This window comes from Streptomyces sp. NPDC048461 (assembly GCF_055587105.1).
The window spans coordinates 140,643-156,081 of sequence record NZ_JBVJGW010000019.1; the positions used below are offsets into that span (position 1 = coordinate 140,643).

The 15,439-nt window shown below is 75.2% G+C and carries 14 protein-coding genes; 1 reads left to right on the top strand and 13 read right to left on the bottom strand.

Annotation, left to right across the window (positions count from 1 at the left end; all coding sequences use genetic code 11):
- Positions 1 to 178: 178 nt before the first annotated feature.
- From ACZ6S8_RS28395 to ACZ6S8_RS28410, 4 genes are all read right to left on the bottom strand, one after another.
- Entirely contained in the window at positions 179 to 415 is a 237-nt protein-coding gene (locus ACZ6S8_RS28395) for a hypothetical protein (RefSeq protein ID WP_469460245.1), read from the bottom strand.
- Positions 416 to 494: 79 nt separating this feature from the next.
- Positions 495 to 899, bottom strand: a complete 405-nt coding sequence (locus tag ACZ6S8_RS28400) for an STAS domain-containing protein (protein ID WP_469460246.1) — start codon at positions 897 to 899, stop codon at positions 495 to 497.
- A gap of 16 nt (positions 900 to 915) precedes the next feature.
- Positions 916 to 2,232, bottom strand: a complete 1,317-nt coding sequence (locus tag ACZ6S8_RS28405; RefSeq protein WP_469460247.1) for a PP2C family protein-serine/threonine phosphatase — start codon at positions 2,230 to 2,232, stop codon at positions 916 to 918.
- Between the two features lie 180 nt (positions 2,233 to 2,412).
- Positions 2,413 to 3,129 (bottom strand): NUDIX domain-containing protein, encoded by a 717-nt coding sequence (locus tag ACZ6S8_RS28410; protein ID WP_469460248.1) that lies wholly within the window; start codon positions 3,127 to 3,129, stop codon positions 2,413 to 2,415.
- A gap of 131 nt (positions 3,130 to 3,260) precedes the next feature.
- Between ACZ6S8_RS28410 and ACZ6S8_RS28415 the strand changes: the two genes are divergently transcribed.
- A complete protein-coding gene (locus ACZ6S8_RS28415; protein WP_469460249.1) occupies positions 3,261 to 4,538 on the top strand; it encodes a pyroglutamyl peptidase in 1,278 nt (425 codons plus the stop codon).
- 98 nt (positions 4,539 to 4,636) lie between these two features.
- On the opposite strand, the gene ACZ6S8_RS28420 is transcribed toward ACZ6S8_RS28415, so the two are convergent.
- The 9 genes from ACZ6S8_RS28420 to ACZ6S8_RS28460 all read right to left on the bottom strand — a co-directional run bounded on the left by ACZ6S8_RS28420 (position 4,637) and on the right by ACZ6S8_RS28460 (position 15,381).
- Positions 4,637 to 5,137 carry a hypothetical protein gene (locus tag ACZ6S8_RS28420; RefSeq protein ID WP_469460250.1) on the bottom strand — a complete coding sequence of 167 codons (501 nt, stop codon included), beginning with the start codon at positions 5,135 to 5,137 and terminating at the stop codon, positions 4,637 to 4,639.
- Positions 5,138 to 5,269: 132 nt separating this feature from the next.
- Entirely contained in the window at positions 5,270 to 6,148 is an 879-nt protein-coding gene (locus tag ACZ6S8_RS28425) for a hypothetical protein (protein ID WP_469460251.1), read from the bottom strand.
- A 101-nt stretch (positions 6,149 to 6,249) separates the two neighbouring features.
- Complete coding sequence (locus ACZ6S8_RS28430; RefSeq protein ID WP_469460252.1) at positions 6,250 to 6,444, bottom strand: hypothetical protein; 195 nt, start codon at positions 6,442 to 6,444, stop codon at positions 6,250 to 6,252.
- The gene (locus tag ACZ6S8_RS28435; protein ID WP_469460253.1) at positions 6,441 to 7,322 is read right to left on the bottom strand and encodes an SDR family oxidoreductase; all 882 of its coding nucleotides are present in this window, start codon (positions 7,320 to 7,322) and stop codon (positions 6,441 to 6,443) included. Before ACZ6S8_RS28435 ends, ACZ6S8_RS28430 begins: the two co-directional genes overlap by 4 nt.
- Positions 7,323 to 7,501: 179 nt before the next feature.
- Positions 7,502 to 8,731: a vWA domain-containing protein gene (locus ACZ6S8_RS28440; RefSeq protein ID WP_469460254.1), complete on the bottom strand. Its 1,230-nt coding sequence runs from the start codon at positions 8,729 to 8,731 to the stop codon at positions 7,502 to 7,504.
- Positions 8,732 to 8,799: 68 nt separating this feature from the next.
- Positions 8,800 to 10,092 carry an AAA family ATPase gene (locus ACZ6S8_RS28445; RefSeq protein WP_469460255.1) on the bottom strand — a complete coding sequence of 431 codons (1,293 nt, stop codon included), beginning with the start codon at positions 10,090 to 10,092 and terminating at the stop codon, positions 8,800 to 8,802.
- Between the two features lie 56 nt (positions 10,093 to 10,148).
- Positions 10,149 to 11,615, bottom strand: coding sequence for a hypothetical protein (locus tag ACZ6S8_RS28450; RefSeq protein ID WP_469460256.1), 1,467 nt, complete (start codon positions 11,613 to 11,615; stop codon positions 10,149 to 10,151).
- 282 nt (positions 11,616 to 11,897) lie between these two features.
- Positions 11,898 to 12,635 (bottom strand): hypothetical protein, encoded by a 738-nt coding sequence (locus tag ACZ6S8_RS28455; RefSeq protein ID WP_469460257.1) that lies wholly within the window; start codon positions 12,633 to 12,635, stop codon positions 11,898 to 11,900.
- A 310-nt stretch (positions 12,636 to 12,945) separates the two neighbouring features.
- A complete protein-coding gene (locus tag ACZ6S8_RS28460) occupies positions 12,946 to 15,381 on the bottom strand; it encodes a SpoIIE family protein phosphatase (protein ID WP_469460258.1) in 2,436 nt (811 codons plus the stop codon).
- Between the last annotated feature and the right edge of the window lie 58 nt (positions 15,382 to 15,439).

A 15,439-nucleotide genomic window follows, 5' to 3' on the forward strand; every position in this document is an offset into this window, starting at 1 on the left:
GACCCCGCGGCCCCCCCCCCCCCGCCCGCCCCCCCCCCGGCCGCGCCCCCCCCCCCCCCCCCCCACCCCCCCCCGGCGGGCGGCCGGGGGCCGCCCCCGCGGGGCCCGCGCGCCCGCGCGGGCACCGCGGGGTCGCCCACGGTGCGTCCCCGGCCCTCCGCGACCGGTTGCGGGTGCCTCAGTTCAGGGCCGCTCCGAGTACGGCGGCGAGGACGGTGACCGCCGACAGGGCGACCATCCAGCCCCTGCTGCTCCCCGTCCTCGTACCCTCCGGTTCGCCGCCGACGAGGAGGCCCCCGGAACGGGGGCTGCCGAGGTCCCGGCACCACGGGCACTCCGCGCCGTGCACGAGTGCGTCCCGCCACATCTCGCCGTCGAGCGGTGCCCGCGCGAACAGCTTCCTGTCGTCTTCCACAGCAGGAACAACGCCCGCGCCGGTGGCGCGTCACCCCTCGACGGCGCCCCGATACCCAACCGTAGCCAAGCGGCGCCGTTCAGCCGTGGTCGGGCGGTGGCGGAGGGCATCCTCCGCCGGGCGCGGATGCCGCGGTGACGGCGGCGAGGGCCGCGGTCAGCCCGCCGTGGAGGCGGAAGACCTCCCGGGTACCGGTGACGTCCAGGCGGCGGTTCACGGACGGGCTGAGGGGGCCGACGAGGTGGAGGCCCGTACGGGCCCGGGCGGACAGCAGCAGGCCGAGCAGGACGGCGTCGCCGTGCTCCAGGGAGCCGAGGTCGACGATGAGCGGCAGGTTTCCGGCGAGGGCACGGGCGAACGCGCCGCGGAGTTCGGGCTCGTCCCCGTGGTTCACGGCGCCGCGCAGGACGAGGACGCGGGCCGGTGGGGCGGGGATGGGCGCTTCTATCAGGGTGAGCCGGTCGGGAGGGTCCGTTCTGTCCATGGCGCAGGCCTCGGGATCAGTGGTGGTCGGGTACGCGCAGGGCGAGGAGGGCGGTGTCGTCGCTGGCCCATCCCGCGTGACGGGCGGCCAGGGCGGTGTTGATGTGGTCGATGGTGTCGGTGGCGTTCATGCCGCTGGTGTCGGCGAGGGAGCGGGCCAGGTCGGCGTCGTCGAAGACCTCGGCCTTTCGCCCGGGGGCACCGGGGCGGGCGCGGGCCTCGGTCGCGCCGTCCGTGTACAGGAGCAGGAGGTCGCCGGGGGCCAGGCGGAACCTGACGTCGGTGAGGCGGATGGGGTCGAGTACGCCGAGGAGCTGTCCGGGCTTGCCGAGCTCGCGGACCGTGCCGTCGGCGCGGCGGATCAGGGCGGGCGGGTGTCCGGCCAGGCCCAGGGCGCCGGCGATCCCGGCGCGGGTGGTGCGGAAGCGGGCGTACACGGCGGTCAGGAACCGCGGGGCGCCCTGGAGCAGCATGGCCGTGTTCAGGCGGTCGAGGAGGTCGGCGGGAGAGCGGTTCTCCCCGGCCTCCGCACGGATCGTGTAGCGGGCCATGGAGGAGACCTGGGCGGCCTGGACGCCCTTGCCGCAGACGTCGCCCAGGACCGCGCCCCAGGAGGTTCCGCGGGTGCGGAACAGGTCGTAGAAGTCGCCGCCGACCTCGATGTCGGAGCGTCCGGCGCGGGACGCCGGCAGGTAGGAGGCGGCCACCTCGACCCCCGGAATGTGGGGCAGCACCGGGGGCAGCAGGCCCTGCTGGAGGGAGTGGGCGAGGTCCGCGGAAAGGCTGTGGGCGTTCCGGGCGGCGGTCAGGGACTGGCGCAGGCCGATCTCCGCGCCGACCGCCCGGGCCAGGGTCTCCAGCGTCGTCAGGTCGGCCGGGGACCAGGGGCGGGGATTGTCGTCGATCACGCAGAAGCTCCCCAGCACCTCGCCCCCGGACCCGAGGAGCGGGTAGCCGGCCCAGGCGCCGATGTGCATCGGTCCCACCGAGGGGTGGTCCCGGGTGCGGGGGTCGCGGGCGGCGTCCTCCACGATGAACGGTTCGCCGTCCAGGCCGATGAGGAAGCGGCAGAAGCTCTCCTCCACCGGGTTCTGCCGGTCGGTGATCTCGGTGGCGTCGACCCCGACACAGGCCTTCCAGAACGACCGGCGCTCGTCCACGAGCGTGACGAACGCCCGGCCCGACACGGTCACCCGTGCGGCGAGTCCCGCCAGATCCTCGAAGACCTGCTCCGGCCCGGTGTCGAGCAGGCCCGTCGCCCGCACCGCGGCCAGCCGGGCAGGGTCCCGGAGCAGGCTCGGCCATGCGTCCGTCTGCTCCTCCGGCACTCCCACAGCTTCTCCCCGCGTCGTTCCCCGAGGCTGTCGAGCACCCCAGCCGTCTCTCGGCTCTTTTGTCCAGACCACAGACAACCACGCCGGTCGGCCCATACCCAAGCCCGTCCGCCCCGGGATCCGGCCCCCACCCGAGCCCGTCCGCACGGCCACCAGTGCGGAGGCGTCGGCGGTGGCGGCCTACCAGGTGCAGGCGGCGCGCAGGTCGTGAATGCCGTCCGCCAGCTCCACCGGACGGGCCGGCCGGCCTCCGGCGTGCCAGTCGGCGATGCGCCAGGCGAGCCGCCGGGGCCAGACCGGCGTCACGTCCAGGCGGGCCACGGGAACCCACACGGGCACACCGCCGTGGTTGTCGAGCCCCTCGGGGGCGCCGGTCTCGCCCTCCGCGTCGAGGAGGAAGTAGTGCTCGCGGCGGCCGTCCTTCCAGACGCGGGCCAGCTCCCGCGCGACGGTCCCCACCAGTCCGGTCTCCTCCCGGAGTTCGCGGACCACCGCGGTGAGCGGCGTCTCACCGTCCTCGACGCCGCCCCCGGGAATCTCGTAGAACGGTTCTCCGTCCTCCTCGAACCGGATCAGCAGCATGTGGTCTTCGCGGATCACGACCGCACCGGCCCGAACGCGCACGGGGGCAACGGCCGCGGGATCGTCCCACGGCTCCTCCCGGTCCGCGCGCTGCGCGAAACCGCCCTCCGCCCACGCCCGCAGCACGGTCTCCGCCGTCCCGACGGGCCGGATGCTCACCCGCAACGCCTCCGCCGGCGACAGCGCACACCAGGTGCCGTCCGGCTCCTCACCCCGTCGGGGAAGACGGTAGGCCCCGCCCTCACCGGGTTCCTCCACCAGGACCAGACCGGCATCGTCGAACCGCACGCTCGCCGCGATGGTTGCATCACTCATACGCCAAGGCTAGAACGGGCAGGACGGCTCGGGCAGGAGGGGATGCGCAGCCCGCGCTCCGCTCGCGCGGGTGGCGGGAGTTCGACGGTGGCGGGGTGACGGGAACGGCAGTCTGTGTAATGTCACATCGCATGATGTTCTTACGCCGTGCGGCCCTCGCCGCCGCCCTGTTGGGCATGACCGCCGTCCTCCCGCCCACCGCCGCACACGCGGACACCGCACCCGCCTGCCCCGGCGGTGTCTCCGCGACCGCCGTGCCCTCCGCGGATCCCGAGCAGAACCGCCTGAGCGACCCCCGGACCGCGGCCTTCCCGCAGCGGGCGGGGCTCGACGGGTTCGTACGCCGCTTTCCGGCCGCCCTGTGCGGCGTGCGCAGCGCCGCCGAAGCCGGGCCGTTGCTGGAAGCCTGGGGCGAAGCCCTGTGGCAGGCCTCCGTGGACCGGGCGCAGGGGCGGCGCCCCGGCGGGGACCTCGCCGCCGGGGACGACCGTCCCCTGTACTGGGCCCGGCTCGCCATGACGGTGCAACTGGCGTGGTGGCAGCCCCGGTTCCCGGTCGACCGGGCCGCCCTGAGGTCCGGATTCGAGGACGCCTCGCGCGGCCTGACGGACAACGGGTTCCGGGGCACCCCGGGCGTGCGGCGGATCTTCGTCAGCGGATTCGACCCGTTCGGGCTGGACGCCGAGCTGCGCCGGGCCAACCCCGCGGGGTCGGCCGCGCTCCAGCTCAACGGCCGCCGGATCACCCTGACCGACGGTACGGTCGCCGAGTTCCGGTCCGTGGTCCTCCCCGTCCGCTACGCGGATTTCGACGCCGGCATCGTCGAGCGCGCCTACGGGCCGCGGCTCGCGCCGGGCCCGCGCTCCGCGGACATGATCACCAGCATCAGCCAGGGCTACCCCGGCGTCTTCACCCTGGAGGCCTGGGCCGGACGGGCCCGCTCGGCCGATCCGTACCCGGACAACGCTGGTGCCCTGTCGGGCGGTACGTACGATCGCCCCGTCACGGCGCCGGGCATGGGCCCGGGGCCCGAGTTCCTGCGGACCAGTCTGCCCACGGAGGCCATGACCTCCGTCCAGACGCCGTACCCCGTACGCGTGAACACGGCCGTCACCGAGATCCCGGCCGGCGGCCTGACGCCGGTGGACCGGGCGGACGGGCCGACCCCCGGCTCGCGCGCGGTGGCGGGCGGTGGCGGCGGCTACCTCTCCAACGAGGTCGCCTACCGGTCGAACCGGCTCCGGACGGAGCTGCGCCCCGGCCTGCCCGGCGGCCACCTGCACACCCCGGTGCTGACCGGACTGCCGTCGGATCCGGCCCAGTTGACCGGGGCCGAGTTCGAGCGCAACGAGAACGCGATCACTTCCGAGGTACTGGCAGTCCTGCGCAGCTCCGGCGGAGGGCGCTGACACGCCCCGCGGCGGTCCGGAACCCGGACGCCCCGGACCGCCCGGCCGGGTCACCGGGTCACCGGGTCACCGGGTCACCGGGTCACCGGGTCACCGGGTCACCGGCCGCCGCGGTGGTCGTAGACCGTGATGCCGAGGGCCTTCATGGCGGCCTCGGCCCGTCGTGCGTCCCGTCCGTGGTCGATGGCTTCGAGCGCGGCCGCCGCCGACGTCTGGACCGGATGGGGCAGGCCCTCGTACGCGGAGATCCGGTAGGCGATGTGGCGGCGGGCCCTGCGCTCCTCCTCCGTCACCCCGTCGGGCGTGAGCGGGAACACGGCTGCCTGGTACGTCGCGATGCACAGCAGCGCCGCGTCGGCGAGTCCCTCCGCGTAGCCGTCGACGGGAGGCGGCACGGGGGCGGGACGGAGGAGCGCGACGACCTGCCGACGGGAGAGGTGGGCTCCGATACCCGCGCCCAGGGCGGCCGTTCCCGCGAGGACCAGGGCCGTCAGCCGGCCGGCCAGCAGGAACCCGAGGCACGCTCCGCCGACCGCCCCGCACGTCACGAGCACGAAGGTGATCATCAGCTGGACGCGCGTGGCGAGCGGGGACGTCATGACCAGCAGTATGCCCGCAGCGGCCGCCGCCCTCGGATCCCCCTCCCGGAGCACGCCGTTGGTTCCGGCACGGCACCGGCACCCGCTCTCCGGGCCCGTGGGCACGCGGAGTCGGGGTGGCGGCCGTGTTGCTCAGGTGCGCGGCGGCCGGAGGTTCAGGGTCCAGGTGTGGACGGTGTACCGGGTCGGGTGCTCGTCCGGGAGGGGTTCGGCGATGACCGCCGTGAGGCGCGCGCCGTCGCGGCGCAGGGCGCAGATGTACCCGGACGCCCGGCCGGGGGCGATCGTGAGGAGTTCGGCGAGGACCGTGCCGCGGAGCCGGCGGTCGACGGCGCGCAGCACCCCTGCGTCGAGGGCGAGGATGGTGCCGTCGTCGAGGACGAGGGGACGCGGGGGCGTCGGATCGTTCAGCCGCGGGCCGCGCTCGATCACGCCGCCGGGCAGCAGGCGGACCACCCGGCTGCCGGTGGGCACGGCGCGGTCGGCCTCGACGACCCGGATTCCGGAGCCGACGACGTAGTGGCCGTAGCTGCGCCAGGTGTCGACGACGGCCCCGTCGCGGTCGTGCTGCCACGTGTCGAAGACGTCGTACCCCTCCAGGCCGAGCAGGAAGCGACCGCCGGGGAGGGCCGCTCCGCGCTCACCGCGCAGTTCGGCGACCTTGGCGCCGTCCGACAGGTCGAGCAGGAGGGCCGGGCCGAGGTTGCCCCACGGGGTGTACTCCAGGGAGTCCGTGGTGACCAGGACGCGCCCGCCGGAGATGTGGGCCGCGTTGGGCCGGCCCGCGCAGCGGTGGGTCCAGCGGGTGTCCCCCGAGGTGTCGACGCAGCTGACGGTCCCGACCCGGCCGTGGATGCTCAGGCCGTCGCGCGAGGCGAGCGGCCGTTCGTCCGCAAAGCCGCGCCGGTCGTACGGCGGCAGGCCGGGCCGCTGCCCGTACGTCTCCACGCTGACGCGCCAGGGAGCGGTGGGCTCCCCGCCGGCTCGGCCGCTGTGCTCGGAACGCGTCATGGCCGCGATGCTACTGGGCGCGGTGGGCGCCGCCGGGCGGGCAACGGGCTTTGGCCGGCGGGCCGTTCCGGTCGTGGGCGCAGGCCAGTCGGACGCCCCGGTCAGGCGCGCCGTTCAGACGCGCCAGGCCGGATCCGGTCGGCGGCGGCGTACGCGTGGGCCCCGTCCGGCGTCGATGTACCGCGCCAGGTCGACGAGCGCCCCGTAGGGGCGTCGATGCCCTCGTCGGCGGCGTGCACGAGCCCGGCCGCCCGCCAGGCGTTGTCGACGGTGGCGCCGATCCGGGGGGTGTTCACGCGGCGCCGGCCAACGGGGGCGACGAGGGCGGAGGAGTCGTGGACGAGAGCGGGGGCGGGCCGTCCACGAGGGCGCGCGCCGCGGCGAGTTCCTCCCGGGCCGCCTGCTCCGCCATGTCGATGTAGGCGTACGCGTCGTCGCCGATCGGGACCCTCAGCGGGGTGGGCGCGTCGGCGGCGACGATGTCGAGGACCCGGGCGGCGAAGTCCTCGGGCCTGCCCGTCGCGGTGTCGTCCGCCATGACGCGGACCGCGTCGAGCATCGCCCCGGTCGACTCGGCGTACGCGGGCATCCGGCGGCCCGCCTCGGCGAGGGATGTCCCGTAGCGGGTGGCGAAGCCCCCCGGTTCGACCACGGTGACCCGGACGCCGTGCGGGGCGACCTCGGCGGCCAGCGCCTGGCTCATGCCCTCCAGGGCGTACTTGCCGGCGCCGTACGCGCCCAGGCCGGGGAAGGCCATGCGGCCGGCGAGCGAGGAGACGTTGACGATGTGGCCGTGCCCCTGGGCCCGCATGAACGGCAGGACCAGCCGGGCCAGCCGCCACGGGCCGACGACCAGGGTCTCCAGCTGGTCGCGCAGCTCCGCGTCGGACACCTCCTCGACCGCGCCGAAGAGGCCGCCTCCGGCGTTGTTGACGAGGACGTCGATGCCGCCGAGCCGGTCGGCGGCGGTCCACACCGCCTCCTCGCACTGGGCCGCGTCGCGCAGTTCCAGCGCGATCGGGGTGATCCGGCCGGGCCAGGCCGCCGCGAGGTCCTCCAGGGCGGCGGTCTTGCGCGCGGTGACCGCCACCCGGTGCCCGGCGGCGGCCGCCGCGGCGGCCAGCGCCTGTCCCAGTCCCGAGGAACACCCCGTCACCAGCCAGCGTCGTGCCATGGATCCCCCTGTGCGTCGGTGATGCCGGGCCGGTGTGTTCCCGGCGCCCCATGGTCGTCGGCCGCCCGGCCCCTGGTCAGCCCTCGTGCAGGGGGCGTGCGAGAGCTCGACCGGCGCGCATCAGGGCGCGCGACCGCTCCGCCGCCTCCGCGCCGTCCGCGTACGAGGGGCCGCGACCCTCAGCCGATCTCCACCACGCGTGCCCAGTCCGGGGGCGCGTCCGGTACGTAGTCGGGATCGTCCTCGTCCCACCGGTCCTCGTGGGACCTGGGGAACAGGCCCACCACCGTCCGGCACGGCGGACGCCCGTCAGGCCAGGGGGTCTGTCCGTCGGTCAGGACCACGATCACGTCCGGGTGGGGCCGGGCCCGCAGCGCCGCATCGAAGCCCGTGCGCAGGTCCGTGCCCCCGCCGCCCAGCAGCACGATCCCCTCGGCGCGGCACAGCGGGTGGGCGACGTGCGCCGCCGCGTCGCACGAGACGACGGTCACGAGGTCCCGGCGGCCGCCCACCGCACGGGAGATCGCCGCGACCTCCAGGAGCGCACTGCCCAGCTCGGCGTCGCTGACCGACGCGGACGTGTCGATGAGCACGCAGACCCGGGGCGGCCGGCGCCGCAGGCTCGGCAGGACGACGCCGGGCAGCCCGGCCGAGCGCCTCGACGGACGCCCGTACGTGTAGTCCTCGCCGGCGCCGGAACCGGAGGCCGCCGACCGGACGGCCGCGCCCAGCAGGTCCCGCCACGGCTGCGCCGGGTGGAACGCGTCCTCCGCCCAGCGTTTCCACGCCTTCGGGGTGTCACCGGGGCGGGCTTTGATGCCCTGGGCGACCCGGAACCTGACGGCGTCCCGCTCCTGTTCGCCGAGGCCGTCCGCTCCGTCGGGGCCGAGGTCCCATTCCCGTTCCATCCCGTCGGCGCCGCTGCCGCAGTCCAGCCAGGCCAGGCGCTCGGTGGCCGCCCCGAGGCTGAACCGGAGCAGGTAGTCCTCCATGAGCTGCCCCACCGGCAGCCCCAGGAACTCCGGTCCGATCGCGCCCTCGGGACGGGCCAGGCCGTCGCCGAACGCGTCGTCGTTGATCTCGCAGTCCGCGGCGATGTTCATCCGCAGCCGCTCCCCCGGGCCGGTCAGGCCGCGCGCCCGCGCGACCCGGTCGCTGCGGCCGTGGTGGTCGCGCAGGAGGTGCGACACCTCGTGCACCCACACCCCGGCCAGTTCCTCCACGGGTGTGCGGGCGACGAACGCCGGTGAGACGTAGCAGCGCCAGTGCCGGTCGACCGCCATCGTCGGCACTCCGCGCGCCTCCACGACGTGCAGGGCGAACAGGGCCGTGGCCAGGTACGGCCGGGCCCGGGCCGCCTGCAGCCGTGCCGCGTAGAGCTTGTCGAGGTCCAGCGCCACCGGCGGCACCGACGCCCTCCGTGCCGCCGCGGCCCCGGACCCCGTACGCGCCACCGGCGCCTCCCGTCTGCGCGGGCTCATCGGGCGGCCGTCGCGGCGGCGGACACCCGGGCCGCCGCGCGGTCGGCCCTGCGGGACAGGGAGACGGCGCCGGCGAGCCCGTCGATCGCGTCCGGGACGTCCCAGTCCTCGCGGCGCAGCGCGGCGAGCGTGCTGGCGGGGACGACCACGAGGTCCGGCGCACCGGTCTCCACCGCGCGGACCAGCAGCGCCCAGGCAGCGTCCCAGCGGGCCTTCTCCGGTCGTTTGCGGACCGCGTCCACCACACCGTCGAGCACGGCCTGGCGCAGGTCTCCCCGCTCGGGCAGGACGGCGTGCTGCGGGTCGGCGAGGAGCGTCTCGGGGTCCGGAAGGTCGAGCCGGTCCAGACTCGCCAGCAGCTCCAGCCCGGGCCCGTCCCCCACGGCGCCCCTGACCAGCAGGGACAGCACCTCGCGGGAGGCTCCGGCCGCGGTCGCGAAGGCGACGAGGCGCAGGGTCGTCTCCCAGCTGCGGGGCGAGGGCCAGGCGCCGCCGCGCCGGGCTTCGCTGCCGGGGAGCCGGTGGACGAGGGTGGGGCGGGCGGTGAGGAGCCCGCACACCGCGCGGCGGGCGTAGTCGACGGCTTCGGGCAGCTTGTCCGGGTCGAGGGCCGGCAGCGTCGCCCGGGGCCAGGTCCCGCCGAGGCCGCGGACGACGACGTCGTGGTCGTGGACCCACTGGAGGTGCACGAACCGGTTGGCCAACGGCGGGCTCAGCTCCCAGCCGTCGGCCGCCGAGGAGCGCGGGTTGGCGGCGGCCACGATCCGTACGCCCGGCGGCAGCTGGAGGCTGCCGATGCGCCGCTCCAGGACGAGGCGGAGCAGGGCGGCCTGTACGGCGGGCGGCGCGGTGGACAGCTCGTCCAGGAAGAGCAGCCCGCGGCCAGCCCGGACGAGTCGTACCGCCCAGTCCGGCGGGGCCATGGGGACGCCCTGCTCCGCCGGATCGTCCCCGATGACGGGAAGGCCGGAGAAGTCGGACGGTTCGTGCACGCTGGCGATCACCGTGGTCAGCGGGAGTTCGAGGGACGCGGCGAGCTGGGTCAGGGCCGCGGTCTTGCCGATGCCCGGCTCACCCCACAGGAGTACGGGGAGGTCGGCGGCGACCGCGAGGGTCAGGGCCTCCAGCTGGGCGTCGGGGCGGGGTTCGGTGGTGGTGTCGCGCAGCAGCGCCAGCAGGGCGCCGGCGACGTCGAGTTGGCCGGGAGGGGAGGTGCGGGCCGGGGCGGACTGGGTGCCGCTCGGGGCGGACTGGGTGCTGCTCGGGGCGGACGGGGTGCGTGTGGGCATGTGGGGTCACCTTGGGGTTCGTGGTGGGTGGGACGGACGGGGACGGCGGTCCCCGGTCAGCGGGAGGTCGTGCCGCGCGGACGGGAGCCGAGCCCGCGCGGGCGGGCCGGGATGGGGCCGACGGCGCGGGGGCCGGGGCCGGAGAGGCCCGCTCTGAACAGGCCGTAGGTGACGCGACGTTCCGCGGCCTCCGCGAGCGCGTCGCGCAGGGCTCCGGTACGCAGCACCGCGGCGGGGCCGAGCAGCCCCTCGACGACGGCCAGCGCTCCGGCGGTGTCGCCGTGGTGCAGGCGTTCCCGGACGCCGGTGAGGCAGTCGGGGCGGCGGTGGGCCTCGTCGATGGCCCGGAGGCAGGGAAGCGGGGTCCCGGTCAGGGCGACCAGCAGTTCCTCGCGGCGGATTTCGGCCGGGTCGTGGTCGAGGGCGGACAGTACGCCGTCGACCAGGCCGATGCGGTGCCGGGCTCCCCGGCACTCCACCGTGCGCGGCTCCCCCGCGCCTTCGGTACGCCGCGCAGCAGCCGCCGGAGTACGGCCCGGCGGCCGGGCCGGCGCGAAGGCAGGCGCCAGGGCCGAGGCGACCAGGGGGTGCAGTCGGTCGGGATCCATCGCGCCGGCGCGGAGCAGTTCCAGGTCGGGCAGCACCCAGGTCGCCGCGTCGGGCAGGACCGGCAGCGCGGAGGCGCTGCCGTCCGCGGGAGCCGCAGCGATCCGGAGGGCCGGCGGTCTCCGAACGTCCGGACCCGGGCCTACGCCCGAGCCGAGGTCCAGATCCAGGTCCAGGTCCAGGTCCAGGACCAGCAGGTGCCCGGCCCCGAGCCGGACCGTGACGGTCCCGGTGCCCGCGCTCCGCCCCTCGGCACGGAGCAGGAGCCCGGCCTCGGCCTCCCACCGGTCGACGGCGCAGTGCCGTCCCGGCGGCGGTGTCACCGGCGGCTCCGCGTACGGGGGTCGGCGTACGGGATCCGGCCCGTCGGCGCCGGCCCGGGTGCGGAGCTCGTCGGTCCTGCGCGCGTCCCAGAGGTGCCGGTGCAGGTCGAGGCGGTAGCGGCGGTTCGGGCGGGGATGCGGATGCCGGCCGGGGCCGGTCTCGGGGCGGGTCGCGTCCCACAGGGCGAGGCTGATCCGCTGGCCGCCGTCCGCCCAGGCCGGCGGAGTCCGGACCACCAGGTGCAGCGGCCGCTCCCCGCCGCGCCCTGGTACGTCGTAACGGGCCAGGGAGAGCGTCAGCCCGGGGCGCAGCAGTCCGTCGGGGGCGATCCTCGGCATGTGCCAGCGCAGCAGGTCGGGTGCCAGGTGGCGCAGATCGGCCCGGATCCGTGCCGCGAGGTCGTGGCCGTAGTGGCGCGCCAGGCGGCGCAGGTCGAGGTCGACGTCGATGCGTGAGGCGGCGCACGCGCCTGCCCAGTCCCCGGCACGGCGGCGGGCGGTCGCAGTCTCGATCATGGACGGCGGCACGGCGAACTCGCGCACGCGCAGCCAGTGGGAAAGGCGGGAATCGCCGTTCGCGGTCGAAGTGAGCATCAGCACTCACCTTGCGCGGACGGGACCCCCGATCTGTGGGTGGCGGAAGTGATCATCACCGGGATCGTATCCACCCCCGCGGCCGGTCCGCCAGGCAATTGTTCGGGGCATCCGCGGGTCCCCTCCGGCGGGGCGGGACGGCGTGTGAAACCGGTGGGGCTCGCCCTCGTCGGTCCCGGCCGTCGCGCCCCGGGGCCGACGAGGGGGTGTCGTCGAAGTCGTTCCGTACGCCCGGACGGCAGGAACGTGTGACGACACCCCCGAGGGCGCCCCCGTCGGTGGCTACGCCTCCTGGAGCCTGGCCACGATCCACTCACCGAGTTCTCGGGTCATGGTGGTGCGGCCTTCGTTGCTCGTGGCGCAGAGGAAGTCGTGGAGGTCGCCGGCTCCGAAGTCGATCTTGCTGTACAGGGCGGCCCGGTCGTCGATGTCGGCCGTCGCCACGGCGCTGACGGTGGGGACGAACGTCGAGGTGTTGTGGGCGAGGTCCGCCGCCTGCTGGTTGACGATCTTGGCCAGCAAGGCGGCCATGCCGAAGTTGGCGGCGTCCTCCAGGAGCGGGGCCTTGGGGAAGGGACCGCCCGGGGCGCCGTCGAGTTCGGGGAAGTCCGTCGTGCGGATCTCCACCTGGCCCCCGTCCGCCTTCGCCCTCCGGGCGACGGTCAGCGATCCGCTGCCCTGGGTGGAGAGGCGGACGGCCAGCTCGGGCCCGTCGGCGGTCATCGCGGTGTCGTCGGCGGGGATGCTGTTCCCCGCGCCCGTGCCCGTCCCGTTGGCGACACCGAGCAGGCGGGGAATGCGGGGCCAGCTGCCCACCCGTTCCAGCGCCGCCAGGAAATCGGTCCGCTCCTGGTCCTGGCCGGCGGCGACGTCGAGGGTGACACCGGTGCCGGTTTCCAGGTGCCAGCGCAGCATCTGCCGGGCTGCCGGGCTGTTGACCAGGTCGGAGTAGAGGCCGAGGAGCGGGTTGGTGCTCCCCCAGTGCTCCTTCACGAAGTGCGCGAACGCCTGGACTCCCAACGGCAGCCACGCCCCGAGGTGGCGGGGTGTCGTAGGAGAGTCCGCCCATGTTGAAGCCGCCCACCGTCAGCGGGGCGTTGCCCTCACGGTCGGCGATCGTCCGCCTGATGCACTCGATCGCGACCTCGGCGTTGTCGAGGATGGACGCGGAGCGGTCGGCGAACCCCAGGAGGACAGCGTCGAAGCCGTTGTCGCGGAGCGTGGAGATGAACGGGTACTCCCCGTTCTCCAGCCCGGAGTACAGCTGCCGGCCGTTGCTCGCTCCCGCGGCGAAGCCGTCGGCCAGGATCACGGGCCCCGCCCCGTGGAGTCAGCCGCGCGCGGGGCGCCAGGGAATCTCGGCCCACACCTGTTTGCCGCCGCTGAGCGGCACCGAACCCCAGGCCGTCGCCATCGCCGCGACGATGAGCAGCCCGCGGCCGCCGGTCGACTCCCAGCTCACCCACAGCGGTTTGACGGGGCTGCGCGGCGAGGCGTCGTTCACGGCGATCCGCAGCCGGTCAGCGGTGAGGGTCAGGTCCATTCCCACCTCGCCCTGCGTGTGCGCGATCGCGTTGGTGACCAGTTCGGACACCACGAGGAGGGCTTCGTCGAGTTCGTCCACCACGCCCCAGGAGCGCAGGGTCCGCGCGGTGAAACGGCGTGCGTGCAGCACCGCGTCGGGCAGGCGCCACACCGTCCAGTGGCTCCGCCTCGGCCGACCACCCGTGCCGTCGTAGCGCAGCATCAGCAACGCCACGTCGTCGTCGCGACGGCCGCCGACGAGCAACTCGTCGGCGACCCCTCCGACATCGACCGGGTCGGCCGCGGCGAGCACCTTGCACACGCGCCGCATGCCCTCCTCCAGGGGCAGCCTGGCGGACTCGACCAGGCCGTCCGTCAGCAGGACGAGCAGGGTGCCGGGGAGCAGCCCCGCCTCGGTCATGGGGAATTCGGCGTCCGCGAGCACCCCCAGGGGAGGTCCGCCCTCGACCGCCAACTCCTCGGCAACACCGTCGGGATGACGCAGGATCGGCGGGAGATGGCCCGCCCTCACGACCCTGGCGATGCCCTCCTCCATGTCCAGATCCACGTACCCGCACGTGGCGAACAGATCGGTCTCCATGCCGACGAGCAGACGGTTGGCCCGCGCCACCACCACGTCCGGCGGGTGCCCCTCCACCGCGTACGCCCGGACCGCCGTACGCATCTGGCCCATGATGGTGGCGGCCCCCGCACTGTGCCCCTGAACGTCCCCTATCACGAACGCCACATGGCCGTCACGCAGCGGAATGACGTCGTACCAGTCGCCACCGACCTCCAGTCCGGCCGTGGCGGGCAGGTAGCGGGCGACGGCGATCCCGCCCGGTAGCTCCGGGAGCGTGCGCGGCAGCAGACTGCGCTGGAGCATGGTGGCGAGTTCGTGGCCCGCGTCCAGTGCGTGGGCGCGCACCAGTGCCTGCCCGACCAGCCCAGCCGTCGCGGTGAGCAGCGACCGCTCCTCCGGTCCGAAGCGGTGCTCCGTGTCCCAGCCCACCACGCACACGCCGACCGTCCGGCCGTCGGCGGGCAGCGGAACGACCGCGAGACCACCGGGCCCGACGCCCTGAAGGCCCGGCTCGAGGTCCGCGCCCGGCGGCCACAGGCTCAGGTGCCGTCCGCGCAGGGCGCTCCGCAGGGTGGGGAGGTGGCTGAGCGCCACGTCGGGCCACTCGGAACGCCACTCCGAGCGCCAGACGTCGGGCCAGGCATCGGGCTCCGGAGGGCCGAGGGCGGTCACGATGAGCCGCTCGCCCTCCGGCTCGCCGACCGCGACCCGGGAGGCGCCGAGGGGCTCGTGCAGGGCTGCGACCGCGAGTCTGCTGACCTCCCGGACGGTCGCAGCGCCCGCCAGCGTGGCGGACAGGCGCTGGACGAGGGAGACCTCGTCGGCGCTGGGGCGCAGATAGGTGGCATCGGCCACCACGCCCAGGACGCGCCGCGGCGTTCCGCCGGAGTCCACCTCCACGCGGCACCGCAGACCCAGCCAGCGCAGCTCGCCGTTCGGGCGGCGGATGCGGAACGCCAGCTGCTGTCCGGCGGCGGCCAGCCGGTCCGGCTCCACGATCGCCATCAGCGCGGGCATGTCGTCGGGGACGGCGCAGGCGAGCAGGGTCTCCACCTGCCCGTCGAACTGCTCGGGGGGCAGCCCGAGCAGTTCCAGTACGTGCGCGTGGGCCTCCATGCGGCCGGTGCCGAGTTCCAGGATGAACGCGCCGCCCTGGTCGGGTACGAGGGACTGACCCAGATGTGCCTGCGGGGCGGGGGGCGCGCGGCCGGCGAAGCGCACGGCGACCGATTCGAGTCCGGCGGCCACCTGGTCGGCGTAGAGCTCCAGGAGGCTGCGGTCGTCGGCGCTGAAGCCGTCCCCGGACTGCCCGGCGACGATCAGGCAGCCGAGCTCCTGCGCGCCGTGTCCCAGGGGCAGCGCGCCGAGGGAGATCCGGGCCGGTGAGTCGGGGGCACCGTTGCGGACCCGGGTGGGGAAGTGGTGGGGGTCGTCCTCGATGAACGAGGCGAGCTCCTTGGGGGTCAGCCAGAGCGGGTGGCCGGAGCGGAAGGCGTTGGCGGCGGGCGAATGTCCGGCCAGCGCCAGGATCGCGGGCAGTCCGTAGAGGACGCTGCGGTTCCCGGTCAGCTCGGCCAGATGGAGTTCCCTGCCCTGGTCCGCGACCACGTAGACAGCGGCGAGCTCGGCCCCGCAGAACGCAAAGCCACGACTGGTCACTTTCTGTATCACACTCTCTCCGGGGCACCCGTGGGACCGCCCTCCTCCCATGCTGTCG

Excerpts from the sequence above, each read along its gene's own strand:
- ACZ6S8_RS28400 (WP_469460246.1), bottom strand. The coding sequence starts at position 899 with ATGGACAGAACGGACCCTCCCGACCGGCTCACCCTGATAGAAGCGCCC.
- ACZ6S8_RS28410 (WP_469460248.1), bottom strand. The coding sequence starts at position 3,129 with ATGAGTGATGCAACCATCGCGGCGAGCGTGCGGTTCGACGATGCCGGT.
- ACZ6S8_RS28415 (WP_469460249.1), top strand. The coding sequence starts at position 3,261 with ATGATGTTCTTACGCCGTGCGGCCCTCGCCGCCGCCCTGTTGGGCATG.
- ACZ6S8_RS28420 (WP_469460250.1), bottom strand. The coding sequence starts at position 5,137 with ATGACGTCCCCGCTCGCCACGCGCGTCCAGCTGATGATCACCTTCGTG.
- ACZ6S8_RS28425 (WP_469460251.1), bottom strand. The coding sequence starts at position 6,148 with ATGACGCGTTCCGAGCACAGCGGCCGAGCCGGCGGGGAGCCCACCGCT.
- ACZ6S8_RS28435 (WP_469460253.1), bottom strand. The coding sequence starts at position 7,322 with ATGGCACGACGCTGGCTGGTGACGGGGTGTTCCTCGGGACTGGGACAG.
- ACZ6S8_RS28445 (WP_469460255.1), bottom strand. The coding sequence starts at position 10,092 with ATGCCCACACGCACCCCGTCCGCCCCGAGCAGCACCCAGTCCGCCCCG.
- ACZ6S8_RS28450 (WP_469460256.1), bottom strand. The coding sequence starts at position 11,615 with ATGCTCACTTCGACCGCGAACGGCGATTCCCGCCTTTCCCACTGGCTG.